The following is a 12,729-nucleotide window of genomic DNA, read 5'->3' as shown; positions in this document are numbered from 1 at the left end:
CCCCATTCTGCGGGACGCCACCGCCCTAGACGTGAGCGACCCCGCGACCGCGCGGCCGAGCTCAGCGAGGCACACCCTGTCGCGGCGAACCGCGCCCTTGCCCTGGCCGGGCACGACCCCCGCCGCCTCTCCGTCGATGATGACGGCACGGTCACCGTGCACAACGAGGCGGCCTGGTAGGGCTACTCCTCAGCGGTCAGGGCCGCCGCCTCCCGTTCCTTCCGCGCGAGCCTGCGCATCGTGTCGGGCGCCCGCCCCGGGTGCGGAACGCGCTCGCCGTCGCGCGGCCAGGTGGAGCTGTCGACGAACGTGATGATTGCCCGCTGCGGGCCTGAGAACCGCGCGCCGCGGTAGGGCGCCTGGGCGACGCTCACGTCCTTCACGGTCGCCTCGATCACCCTGCGCTGCGCCGCGTCGTCGAGCTCGTCCCAGGTCTCGGCGAGGTACTGGAGATCCCGGAGCGCCTCGACGGGGATGGCCTCGTCGCCCACCTGCTCGGCCAGCTCTCGCTCTGCGGTCGCGACGACGTCGCGCAGGCGCGGCAGCTCGGCTGCCGCCTCCTCCTCGGTGAGCACGCCGGTCACCGCGAGGCGCCGGACTCGAGCGAGATCAGCCCTGGCCGCCTCGAGGGTGAGCTCCTTCGCCTTGCGCCCGGCCCTGACCGCGGGGTCCGTCTCCCCCACCCAGCCAGCGAACGCCTCGCGCGTGGTCTCGTCGTTGGGGTCGAGCTGGGACAGGAAGACCAGGGCTCGGCCGATGACGTAGTCGTCCATGCCCTCGACGGGGCAGGTGTAGCCGGGGCAGCGTCCGGCCCCCTGCGCGGCGTTCCCGCAGCGGTAGTAGACGTATCCCTTCCTGGGCATGGTCAGGGCGGGCAGGGCGCCGCACTGGGCACAGCGCAACCGGGTGCCGAGGAGGGACTTGCGCTGCCGCGTCGACGACCGGACGCCCTCCTGCATCGGCGGTCGCCGGTCGTCTAGCCGGGCCAGGATGACCGCACGCTCCTCCGGCGTGATGACTCCCTCGCCCACGCTGACCGTCTCGCCCGTCTCGGCGGAGCGGTAGACCTCAGCCCGGAAGGGCCACCCGCCGAGGCTGCCATCCTCCCGGACCGCGCGACGGCGGATGCTCTGGAGCCCTGCCCACCCCGGCGAGTGCACGATGGTGGAGAGGGTGGGCACGCGCCACTTCTGCGGCTGGCTCTCGACGTCGACATCCTCGCCGCGGGCCTTCCGCGTGACGACGGTGCCCCAGGGCTTCCCCGTCGAGAGCGCAACCTGCCGTTCGTTCAGGTCGGCGACCACGCTGTAGAGGGTCGCGCCGTCGAGCAGGGCCTCCGCCGCCCGTCGTGCTTCGGGGTACGTCGCCGGGTCGTGCTCCAGCTTCCCGTCGGTGCCCTTCCGCAGCCCCCACGGCGGCTTGCCCCCGAGCCAGAGGCCGCCCTCTCGGCGATAGCGCTTCGTGCGCGCGACGTTGTCCCCGAGCTTCTCGCTGTACTCGCGCGCGATCTCGCCGCGGATGATCGTCGCGAGGCGCTGCTGAGGGTCGGAGGTGTCGGTCCCGTCGACGCCGAGGATCCGCCGCCCGGTGGCGGCGTGCTTCGAGAGCATGGCTCCGAGGGTGTCCGACCCTCGGCGGTCCGCACGGTCGAGCGCCCACACGATGACCGTGCGGAAGGAGTCCCCTCGGTCGAGCGCGGCCAGGGCTGCCTCCCACTGCGGACGGGCCTTGCCACTTCGCGCGCTCGCGCCCGTGCCCTCTCGCTCCCGGTAGACCTGGACGACCTCGAGCCCCTCGCGCTGGGCCAGCGCCCTTGCCTCGCCCTCCTGCTCGTCGAGGGTTCGGTTGGTACCGACCCTTCCGCTCGAGCGTCGGACGTAGATCGCGGCGGCAGACTTCGGGGTCGTCATGCCGCCCATCGTACGACAGTTGGTGCTTACGTTCAGACCGTCCCAAAGTCGAGCACCACGACCTTCCCGCGCAGGTCGGCGAGAGTCACGTCCCGGCCGCCGGTGTTGAGCCAGCCGCGCCCGCCGAGCTCGGACGCGCGGACGCGGGGAAGTCGCTCGGTGGTCACGCCCTCCATTGTCGCGCGACCTCCGACTCTTGACCCACATACCCCTGGTGGGTATATTCGCCATCGTTCGATACCCCGCCGGGGTATCCGGGAGAGGAGGAACGCGATGAGCATCGTCGAGATCGAGTACCAGGTGACCGGGATGACCTGCGGCCACTGCGAGCTGTCGGTGCGCGAGGAGGTCGAGCAGGTGCCCGGCGTCACCGCGATCGACGTCAGCGCGACCACCGGCCGGCTCGTCGTCACGGCCGACCAGCCCCTCGACGACGCCGCGGTCGTGGCCGCCGTCGACGAGGCCGGGTACCAGGCGGTGCGGGTGCCATGAGAGCCCCCGCCCGGATCGGGCTGTATGCCGCGGGGCTCGGCGTCGTGTTCGTCGCCTCCGCCGCGATCGCGGGAGCCGTGGTCCCCGAGGGAGCAGCCCCGGCACCGGCCGCCTCGCACGCCCCCGAGCAGCATGTCGCCCCGGGCGAGACCCCCGAGCAGAAGAGCGCGAGAGGAACCGACATGACCCGCGGACTGTCCCTGGAGGAGGACGGGTACACGCTGGGCGAGGTCACGGCTCCCGCGACCGTGGGCGAGGCCGGAGAGCTGGCGTTCACCGTCACCGACCCCGCGGGCGAGCCCGTCACGACGTTCGACGTCGCGCACGAGCAGCGGCTCCACCTGATCGTCGTACGCTCCGACGGCGCGCACTTCCGCCACGTCCACCCCGTGATGGACACGGACGGGCGCTGGTCGATCCCCTGGGCCTGGGACGCCGCCGGGACCTACCGCGTGTACGCCGACGCCGCGCCCAGCGCGGGCGCCGCCGTCACCCTGACCCGCACGGTCGACGTCGCGGGCGACCTCGCCCCCGTCCGCGCCACCGAGGTCTCCACCACCGCGTCGGTCGACGGCTACGACGTCGCGCTCGACGGACAGCTTCAGGCCGGGACCGTCTCCCGGCTGACCGTCGAGGTCACCCGCGGCGGGGAGCCCGTCACGACGCTCGAGCCCTACCTCGGCGCCTACGGACACCTCGTCGCGCTGCGCGACGGCGACCTCGCCTACCTGCACGCGCACCCCGAGGGCGACGAGCCGGAGGCGGGCCAGGTCTCGGGCCCGACCGTGTCGTTCGGCGTCGAGGCGCCCACGCCGGGCCGCTACCTGCTGTACCTCGACTTCCAGGTGGAGGGCCAGGTACGCACGGCGGCGTTCGTCGTCGAGGCGACGGCCGACAGCGCCCCCGCCCTCGCGCCGGACGACCCGCCCGCGACCGGTCACGACCCGGCGACGCACGACCACTGACCTGCACCCCATGCCCGGCAGCACCCTGCCGGGTCGGAAGGAGGACCTCATGACGGCACCGGCCGCCCCGCCACCGGGGACGTTCGTCGAGCTCGAGATCGGCGGGATGACGTGCGCGTCGTGCGCCATGCGGATCGAGAAGAAGCTCAACCGCCTCGAGGGCGTCACCGCGACCGTGAACTACGCGACGGAGAAGGCGAAGGTCACCGTCCCGGACGGCGTCGACACCGCCACGCTCATCGCCGAGGTCGAGAAGACGGGGTACACCGCGCAGCTCCCGCGCGTCGAGGACCCCGAGGTCGCGGTGCCGGACGAGGCGGACGACGCCGACCCCGAGCTCACGTCGCTGCGGCAGCGCCTGGTCGGGGCCGTCGTGCTCTCCGTCCCGGTCATCGCGATGGCGATGGTCCCCGCGCTCCAGTTCACGTACTGGCAGTGGGCGAGCCTCGCGCTCGCGGCCCCCGTGGTCGTGTGGGCGGCCTGGCCGTTCCACCGAGCCGCGTGGACCAACCTGCGCCACGGCGCGGCGACGATGGACACCCTCATCTCGGTGGGGACCAGCGCCGCGTTCCTGTGGTCGCTCTACGCGCTGTTCCTCGGCACTGCCGGGGAGCCGGGCATGACGCACCCGTTCACGCTGTCCGTCGAGCCCACCGACGGCGCCGGGAACATCTACCTGGAGGTCGCGGCCGGGGTCACGACCTTCATCCTCGCGGGCCGCTACTTCGAGAAGCGGTCCAAGCGGCAGGCGGGCGCCGCGCTGCGAGCCCTGCTCGAGCTCGGGGCCAAGGACGTGGCGGTGCTGCGCGACGGCGCCGAGACCCGCATCCCGATCTCCGAGCTCGCCGTGGGCGACGAGTTCGTCGTGCGCCCCGGCGAGAAGATCGCGACCGACGGCACGGTCGTGGCCGGCACGTCCGCCGTCGACGCCTCGATGCTCACGGGCGAGTCCGTGCCCGTCGAGGTGGGCGAGGGCGACGCCGTCACCGGCGCGACCGTCAACGCGGGCGGGCGGCTGGTCGTGCGCGCGACGCGCGTCGGCGGCGACACGCAGCTCGCGCAGATGGCCCGGCTCGTTGAGGACGCACAGTCCGGCAAGGCCCAGGTCCAGCGGCTGGCCGACCGCGTCTCGGCCGTCTTCGTCCCCGTCGCCATCGCGATCGCCGTCGGCACCCTCGGCGCGTGGCTCGGCGCGGGCGCGCCCGCCTCGGCCGCGTTCACCGCCGCCGTCGCGGTGCTCATCATCGCGTGCCCGTGCGCGCTCGGCCTCGCCACCCCGACGGCGCTGCTCGTCGGGACGGGGCGCGGCGCCCAGATGGGCGTCCTCATCAAGGGACCCGAGGTGCTGGAGTCCACCCGGACCGTGGACACCGTGGTGCTCGACAAGACGGGGACCGTGACGACGGGCGTCATGACGCTGACCGACGTCGTCACCGGCACCGGGGTCGACCGCGCCGAGCTCCTGCGCCTCGCCGGAGCGCTGGAGGACGCGTCCGAGCACCCGGTCGCCCGGGCGATCGCGCGGGGCGCCACCCAGGAGGTCGGCACGCTGCCCGCGCCCGCGGAGTTCACCAACGTCGAGGGCCGGGGCGTGCAGGGCGTCGTGGACGGGCACGCCGTCCTCGTCGGCCGCGAGTCGCTCCTCGCCGAGTGGGCGCAGCACCTCCCGCGCGACCTCGCCGACGCCAAGGCCCGCGCCGAGGAGCAGGGCGGCACGGCCGTCGTCGTCGGCTGGGACGGGCGCGCCCGCGGCGTCCTCGTGGTGGCCGACGCGGTCAAGCCGACGAGCGCTGAGGCGATCCGCCAGCTCCGCGCGCTCGGCCTCACCCCGGTGCTCCTCACCGGGGACAACGCGACCGTCGCGCGCCGGATCGCGGCCGAGGTCGGCATCGACGAGGTCATCGCCGAGGTCATGCCGCGCGACAAGGTCGACGTCGTCAGCCGGTTCCAGGGCGAGGGCAAGGTCGTCGCGATGGTCGGCGACGGCGTGAACGACGCCGCGGCCCTCGCCCAGGCGGACCTGGGCCTCGCCATGGGGACGGGCACGGACGTCGCGATCGAGGCCGCCGATATCACGCTCGTGCGGGGCGACCTGCGCTCGGCTGCCGACGCGATCCGCCTCGCGCGGCGGACGCTCGGCACGATCAAGGTGAACCTGTTCTGGGCCTTCGCCTACAACGTCGCCGCGATCCCGCTGGCCGCGCTGGGCCTGCTCAACCCCATGCTCGCGGGCGCTGCGATGGCGTTCTCCAGCGTGTTCGTCGTGGGCAACAGCCTGCGCCTGCGGTCGTTCCGGAGCCAGGCCACGAGCCCTGACCCGACGGCCACCACCCCGACCGCGCCGGCCCCGCAGCCCGCCGCTGTCTGACCAGACCGACCCTCAGGAGGAGCTGCGCTCGTGGAGCTGTCCCGGCGCCTGGGCGATCGTCCGGGCGCCGGGAGCGTCACACGCGCGACGCCGTGACGTCCCCGACGACGCGGACCTCGACCTCCACGCCGTCGACGGTCTCGGGGACGTCGACGGCGTCGGACGTCACGTTCACGCGCAGCAGCCAGTCGTCGACGACGTCCTGCGCCCGCGGACCGCGCACGGGCGCGCCCGACGCGTCGGCGCGGGCGATGCCGACGCCGGTCACTCCGTCGAGGCCTGCCAGCTCGTCGCGGAGCGCGGCCTTGGCCTCGCGGGCTCGTTCGAGGGTCGCCACGGCGAACCACCTCCCGACCTCATTGTGCGCCCGTCGGGGCGTTCGCGGCAGGGCCAGGAGTCCTTCGCCGGCCACGTCACCCGAGCAGCGTCGCGCCCAGCCGCTCGAGCACGGTCCCGATCGGGTTGCAGTACGTGAGGCCCGTGCCGTTCGCGCCGCCCGTCTCCGACCCCGCGAACAGCAGCCCCAGCGCGACGCCGTCCTCGCGGTACACGAGCGACCCGGAGTCGCCGCCGCGCGAGAACGGCCCGGTGCCCGTGGACTCGACCTCGATCTGGTCGTCGAAGCGCAACGCGCCGAGGCCGTCGCCGTAGCCCACCACGACGTCGTCGAGCTCGATGGCCGTGACGCGACCCGTCGTGACGCCCGTGGTCCGACCGGACTTGCCGACCACCTCGCCGCCCAGCGCGACCGCCGTCTCCGTGACGCGCCCGACGGGGTACTCCGTGTCCACCGCCGGGTCGTCGAGGAGCGCGACGGCGGCGTCGACGGTCTGCGTGACGCCCGCCTCCAGCGGGACGAGCGCGGCGAGGGTCCCGACGCGGTCGTCGGGCGCGCTGCCGCCGTCGGCGGGACCGGGCTGCACGACGACGTCCCCGACCCGGGCGGACGGCGACCCCGCGAGCACGTGCCAGTTCGAGAGCGCGTAGACCGACGCGGCGTCCGCGCCCGCCACGGGCGGCTCGGCGACGCGCACGAACGCGCCGAGCGTCCCCGCGGTGACGTCCACGTTCGCGATCGAGACGCCCGGACGCAGCGGCCGCACCCGGCCGGTCTCGCCGGTCGCGTACGCGGTGACGACGGGCGGGCGCAGGCCCGGGCCGTGGCCGGCCGCACGCCCCGCGCCTGACGCCGCGGCGAGGGGCCGGATCCGCCCCGTGCGACGCACGTCGACCGTGTCCCCCGCCTCCGAGGCGACCTTGCGCGCGATGCTGCGCGCGGTGGGCACCCCGAGCCGGTACCGGACCGCGATGGCGTACCCGCCGTCGTCGTGCGGGGCGAGGCCGATCGCGAGGGTGGGCGCGCGCACGACCTCCGCGGCGTCGGGCACGTCGCGCGCCTCGATCGCCGTGTCCGACCGGCGGGCCAACCCCGACCGCTCCGCGAGCTCGCGCGCGTAGTCCGCGAGCTGCGACTTGATCTCCCGTGCCTTCTGCTGGTCCATCGGTGCACCGTCCCCTCGCCCGACGGACGGCTCCCGCCGTCCGCGTCCTGCCGAGCGAGTCTGACGGCAGCCGCCCACACCCGCACCGCGCCACGCCGACGACTCGTCAGGCGCGCAGGAGCTGCTCCACGCGGACCGAGCGGCGGCGCGCGACGACGAGCGTCGTCACCGCGACCGACGCGAGACCCCAGAGCACGAGCGCGACGGCGTCGCCCGCGCCCCCCGCCGCGCCCGGGTCGACGATCGACGTGAGGAGGCGGAGCGCCGAGCCCACGGGCAGCAGGTCGCGCAGCCCGGTGAGCGCGGCCGGGACCGTCGCGACGATGCCGGTCGCGACGAGCAGCACCGCGACGAGCAGGCTGATCGCCCGCCCCACGTTCCCGAGCAGCGCGGCGAGCGCCTGGTTGAGCGCGACGAACACCACCGACGCCAGCGCCCCGACCGCGAGCAGGCCGACCCAGCCACCCGCGCTCGCCCCCTCGACCGCGGCGAGGACACCGCCGACGACGAGGCCGGTCGCGGCTGCGATCCCCGCCGGGAGCGCGAGCGCCGCGAGCGCGAGCCGTCCCGCGGTCCGCGTCGACCCGAGCAGCTTGGCGGGCACGGGCGGGAACGCGACGAAGACCGCGAGCGCGCCGAGCCACAGGGCGAGGACGGCGAACAGCGGGCCGGTCGACCCGGTGCCGAGGTCCTCGACGCCGGGCGCGGCCACCGGGTCCGCGACGACCGCCGAGAGGTTCTCGCGCTCCGCGTCCGTGTAGGAGGGGATCTGGTCGGTCGCGTCGCCGAGGCCCTGGGCGAGCTCGCTCGTCCCGTCCGCGAGCTGCCCGACGCCGCCCGCGAGGTCGCCCGCGCCCGTCGCCAGGTCCTGGGTCCCGGTGGCGAGCTGGTCGGCCCCCGTCCCGAGCGCCCCGACCCCGGTCGCGAGGCCGTCCGCCCCCGACGACAGCGCGCCCGCGCCCCCGGCGAGCTGGGCGGCGCCGTCGGCCACCTGGTCCGCACCGCCGGCGAGCTGCCCGAGCCCGGCCGCGAGGTCGCGCGCGCCCCCGGCGACTCCCGACGCGCCGGTGGCGGCCTGCGCCGCCCCGGTCGCGAGCCGGTCCGCGCCCTGCGCGGCCTGGTCGACCCCGGCCGCGAGCGCGTAGAGCCCGGTGGGCCCGGTCGCACCCGACGGCGCCCCGGCGAGGGCGGCGTTCCCCGCCGCGACCTCCGCCGCGCCCACCGCGAGCGGTCGCAGCGCGGCGAGCTGCTGGTCGAGCGCGACGCACGCGGGCGACGTCGGGTCCGCCGCGCACCCCGCCTGGACCTTCTGCTGCTCGATCCCGGCGACGACCTGCGCGAGCCCGCCGGCGACGTCCCGCGACCCCGTCGCGAGGCTGGTCCCGAGCGCGGGGAGCGACGTCGACCCTCCGCCGGGGAGGGGGACGGCCGCGATCGAAGAGTCGAGCGTGCCGAGCCCGGTCGCGAGGTCGGACGCGCCGGTCGAGACCCCGGCGACGCCGTCGGCGAGCCCCTGCGCGCCGGTGGCGAGCGAGCCAGCGCCCGTGGACGACTGCGCGACGCCGTCCGCGACCTGGCGCGATCCCGTCGCGACGCCCTGCGCCCCGCTCGCCAGGTCACCGGCGCCCGACGCGAGCTCGTCGGCGCCCGAGCCGAGCTCGCCGACCCCGGACGCGAGCGCCCCGGCACCGGTCGCGAGCTCGCCCGCTCCGGACGCGAGCTGCGTCGCGCCGTCGTCCGCCTGGGACGCGCCGTCGGCGAGCTGGTCGGCACCGTCCGCGGCCTCGCCGAGCTGCTCGTTCAGGGTCGTGAAGCCGACGAGCACGCCGTCGACGTAGTTCTCGGTCAGCGTGGTGCCGAGCACCGAGGTCGCGGTGGTCGTGACGATGCGCGCGAGCGCCTCGTCCACGACCCGCCCGCCCGGCGCCGTCTCGACGGTGAGCGTGGCCTGCGTCGCGTCGGACGCGTCGCCGCTGAACGACGTGGCCGCGGCGGAGAAGTCCTCCGGGATCGTCACGACGGCGGAGTACGTGCCGTCGGCCAGCCCGGACGCGGCGTCGTCGGCGTCGGTGATGACCCAGTCGTAGTTCGTCGTGCCGGGGTCGGGCTGGACGGCGACCGGCCCGGTGTCCGTCGAGGCGGCACCGCCGCTCACCAGCCCGGCCGTGAGCTGGCGCCCGAGCGGGACCGTCTGGCCGTCGACCTCGACGGGCTCGTCGAGGTTGACGACCGCGGCCTGCACCGTGTCGAGCCGCTCCTGCGGGTTCCACAGCGCCCACAGCAGCAGGCCGAGCACGGCGAGCGGCAGCGCGACGGCGGCGGCCACGGTCCACGCGCGCCGCGCGTCGACCCGGGTCCGGGCGCGGGCGGGCGCCGGCGCGTCCGGGGTGGTCGGGTCGGTCTGCGCCGTGTCGGGCGGGAAGACGCTCATGCGGGCACCTCCTCGGTGCGCGGGCCGACGGCGGACGCCGGGCCGGTGGGGGCGGGCACCGTGCGGACAGGGTCGGGGGCGTGCAGGTCGAGCACCTGCGTCCCGGGTGGCGCGAGGTCGGTGGGCGCGGGCCCGACGGCGCCCAGGACGACCGCCGTGCCGCGCGCGGTGGCCTGCGCGAGCACCTCGGCCAGCGCCGCCCGCTCCGCGGGAGACGTGACGGCGTCCGTCCCGACGAGGGCGAGCAGCCGCGGGTCCTCGCGCAGCAGCGCGGCGACGCTCGCCGCCGCGGGCACCCGGTGCGCGGCGGGCGCGGGGGCGTCGCCGGGCAGGGCCGCGACGTCGGCGGCGAGGTCGACGAGCGCGACCCGGCGGCGCACGCTCAGCGCACGCTCGGGCAGGACCAGGCCCGTCACCTTGAGCGCGCCCGCGGCCGGCCGGAGCCGCCCCGCGAGAGCCAGCACGACCCCGGACACCGCGGCGGGCGACGTCCCGTGCACGACGAGCGACCCGCCGTCGGGCACGCGGACCGTGACCGGCTCCGCGAGGGGGCCGTGCGCCCCGGCGACCACGAGGTCGTGCGCGACGACGGCGTCCGTGCTGCCCGGCTCCGGCCAGTCCGCGAGCGCGAGCTCCTTGGACAGCCCCTCGCCCTCGACGTCGAACGAGGGGAGCACGCGGTCGAGCCAGCGCGGCATCCACCACGCCTTGTCGCCGAGCATCGCGAGCACGGCCGGCACGAGCGTCATGCGCACGACGAACGCGTCGACGAGGACGCCGACCGCGAGCCCGAGCGCGATGGGCTTGAGGCTCATGTCGCCCTCGGGCACGAACGCCACGAACACCGCGAACATGATGACCGCCGCCGCGGTGACGACCTTCGCCGACGCCTGGAAGCCCGTGAAGATCGACCGCCGCGCCTTCCCGGAGTGGACGTAGTCCTCCCGGATGCGCGCCACGAGGAACACCTCGTAGTCCATCGCGAGGCCGAACAGCACGCCCATGAGCACGATCGGCATGAACGAGATGACCGGGCCCAGGCGCGTCACGTTCAGCGCGTCCGCGAGGAACCCGTGCTCGAACACGAGCGTCACCACGCCGAACGCCGCGCCGACCGAGAACAGGTACCCGAGCGTCGCCTTGATCGGCACGGCGATCGACCGGAACACCATCGTCAGCAGCACGAGCGACAGGCCCACGACGACGAACGCGAACGGCAGCAGCGCCGCCCCGAGCTTCGCGGACACGTCGATCCCGACCGCCGTGAAGCCCGTGACCGCGAGGTCCACGCCGTACTCGTCGAGGAAGTGGTCGTGCTGCGAACGGATCTCGGTGACGAGGTCCTTGGTCTCCGCCGAGTCCGGCGCGCCCGTCGGCACGACCTGCACGATGCCCGTGTCCGCGGTGAGGTTGGGCGTCGCGAGCGGGACGTCCGCCACGCCCGGCAGGCTCGCGATCTCGTCGCCCAGGTCGTCCATCAGCCCGACCGGGTCCGTCGACGTGACGATCGTGCCCGTGACGATGAGCGGCCCGTTGAAGCCGGGCCCGAAGTGCTCCGACACCAGGTCGTACGTCACGCGCGCCTGGTTGTCCTCGGGCAGCGTCCCCGCGTCGGGCAGCGCGAGCTGCAGGTCCCGCGCCGGCAGCGTCAGCAGCACGATCGCCGCGACGACGAGCCCGATCGTCAGCAGCGGGACCCGCGTCACGGTCCGCACCCACCCGGCGAAGAACCGGTTGCGGTGCTCGACGGTCGGCTGGACGCTCGTCGTCGGGTCCGCGGCACGTGGCCTCGTCGTCTCGTCGAGGCCCGACGACGCGGCATCGGTCCGCCCGTCCTCCCACCCGGGCGAGTCGGTCGCCCCGGCCGAACCCGCGCCGTCCGGCTCCGGGCTGGTCACCGTACGCGTGCGCGGTCCGGACGCTCCTGCACGCCGCCGTCCCCGACGGCGGCGCCGAGGGGCCTTCGGGCGCAACCGCTCGCCCGCGAACCCCAGCATGGCGGGCAGCAGCGTGATCGAGACGAGGACTGCCAGCCCGACGCCGACGGCTGCCGCCACGCCCATGACGGTGAGGAACGGGATGCCGGCGACGCCGAGGCCGACGAGCGCGATCATCACGGTGAGGCCGGCGAAGATGACGGCGGAGCCGGCGGTCGCGACGGAGCGGGCGGCGGCCTCCTCGACGCTCAGACCGCTCGCGAGCTCGTCGCGGTGCCGGGACACGATAAAGAGCGCGTAGTCGATGCCGACGGCGAGGCCGAGCATGACGGCGAGCATCGGGGTCGTGGAGTTGATCTGCGCGACGGCGGTCGCGGCGAACAGCAGGCCCATGCTCACGCCGACCCCGACGACGGCGTTGAGGAGCGGCAGCCCGGCCGCGACGAACGAGCCGAAGGTGAGGACGAGCACGACGAGCGCGACGAGGAGACCGAGGGCCTCGGTGACGGTGAGCGTGGGGAACTCCGTGCTGAAGAGCTGCCCGCCGAGGGCGGCCTGCGCGCCGTCGGGCAGGGCCGCCGCCAGGTCGTCGACGACGTCGCCGAGCGCGTCCTTCGTCGCGTCCGTGACCTCGCTCTGGCCCTCGTCGAGCTGGATGGTCATGAGCGTCGCGACCTCGTCGTCGCTGATCGACGCGGTCATGGTGTCGTCGTAGGGCGAGGTGACGGCGGCGACGCCGTCCACGTCGCCGAGCGCGGTGACGGCGTCCTCGACGGGTCCGCGGACGGCGTCGTCCTCGATGGTGGAGCCGTCGGGCGCCACCACGATGACCTGGGCGGACGCCCCGCTCACCTGGGGGAACGTGGCGGCGAGGCGGTCGAGCGCCGCCTGGGACTCGGTGCCGGGGATGGTCACCTCGTCGTCGAGACCCTGACCGACGAGGCCGGCGAGCGCGCCCGCGAGGACGAGGATCCCGATCCACGCGGCGAGGACGAGCCGGCGCGCCCCGACCGCCCAGCGGCCGAGCGAGTACAGCGCTGAGGACACGAGCGGCCTCCCGAGGAGAGTGCAGACGGATTTCAGGATACGCCGCTGTATCCGATGCGCGACCGTATCGGATACAC

Annotated in this window: 9 protein-coding genes; 3 read left to right on the top strand and 6 right to left on the bottom strand. The window is 75.2% G+C overall.

The annotated features are described in order from the left end of the window. Window positions 1-182 precede the first annotated feature (182 nt). On the bottom strand, window positions 183-1,910 hold the full coding sequence (locus ACZ402_RS00230) for a recombinase family protein (RefSeq protein WP_375823912.1): 1,728 nt from the start codon (window positions 1,908-1,910) through the stop codon (window positions 183-185). Between the two features lie 32 nt (window positions 1,911-1,942). Next, the gene (locus ACZ402_RS00225; RefSeq protein ID WP_375824135.1) at window positions 1,943-2,077 is read right to left on the bottom strand and encodes a thioredoxin domain-containing protein; all 135 of its coding nucleotides are present in this window, start codon (window positions 2,075-2,077) and stop codon (window positions 1,943-1,945) included. A gap of 106 nt (window positions 2,078-2,183) precedes the next feature. On the opposite strand from ACZ402_RS00225, the gene ACZ402_RS00220 reads away from it, so the two are divergent. The 3 genes from ACZ402_RS00220 to ACZ402_RS00210 are packed head-to-tail and all read left to right on the top strand — an operon-like array spanning window position 2,184 to window position 5,735. Next, complete coding sequence (locus ACZ402_RS00220) at window positions 2,184-2,402, top strand: heavy-metal-associated domain-containing protein (RefSeq protein WP_375823913.1); 219 nt, start codon at window positions 2,184-2,186, stop codon at window positions 2,400-2,402. Continuing rightward, entirely contained in the window at window positions 2,399-3,367 is a 969-nt protein-coding gene (locus ACZ402_RS00215) for a heavy-metal-associated domain-containing protein (protein ID WP_375823915.1), read from the top strand. Before ACZ402_RS00220 ends, ACZ402_RS00215 begins: the two co-directional genes overlap by 4 nt. Window positions 3,368-3,416: 49 nt before the next feature. Next, a complete protein-coding gene (locus ACZ402_RS00210; protein ID WP_375823916.1) occupies window positions 3,417-5,735 on the top strand; it encodes a heavy metal translocating P-type ATPase in 2,319 nt (772 codons plus the stop codon). Between the two features lie 76 nt (window positions 5,736-5,811). Here the strand turns inward: ACZ402_RS00210 and ACZ402_RS00205 are convergent, their stop codons facing one another. The 4 genes from ACZ402_RS00205 to ACZ402_RS00190 all read right to left on the bottom strand — a co-directional run bounded on the left by ACZ402_RS00205 (window position 5,812) and on the right by ACZ402_RS00190 (window position 12,652). Then, window positions 5,812-6,072 carry a hypothetical protein gene (locus ACZ402_RS00205; protein ID WP_375823917.1) on the bottom strand — a complete coding sequence of 87 codons (261 nt, stop codon included), beginning with the start codon at window positions 6,070-6,072 and terminating at the stop codon, window positions 5,812-5,814. Between the two features lie 76 nt (window positions 6,073-6,148). Continuing rightward, a complete protein-coding gene (locus ACZ402_RS00200; RefSeq protein ID WP_375823919.1) occupies window positions 6,149-7,237 on the bottom strand; it encodes a hypothetical protein in 1,089 nt (362 codons plus the stop codon). A 106-nt stretch (window positions 7,238-7,343) separates the two neighbouring features. Next, window positions 7,344-9,668, bottom strand: coding sequence for a hypothetical protein (locus ACZ402_RS00195; protein ID WP_375823920.1), 2,325 nt, complete (start codon window positions 9,666-9,668; stop codon window positions 7,344-7,346). Next, a complete protein-coding gene (locus ACZ402_RS00190) occupies window positions 9,665-12,652 on the bottom strand; it encodes an MMPL family transporter (RefSeq protein WP_375823922.1) in 2,988 nt (995 codons plus the stop codon). Before ACZ402_RS00190 ends, ACZ402_RS00195 begins: the two co-directional genes overlap by 4 nt. Window positions 12,653-12,729 lie beyond the last annotated feature (77 nt).

This window comes from Cellulosimicrobium sp. NPDC030954 (assembly GCF_055571305.1).
Note: the sequence above shows the minus strand (reverse complement) of the source record. Positions and strands in the feature narration are given on the sequence as shown.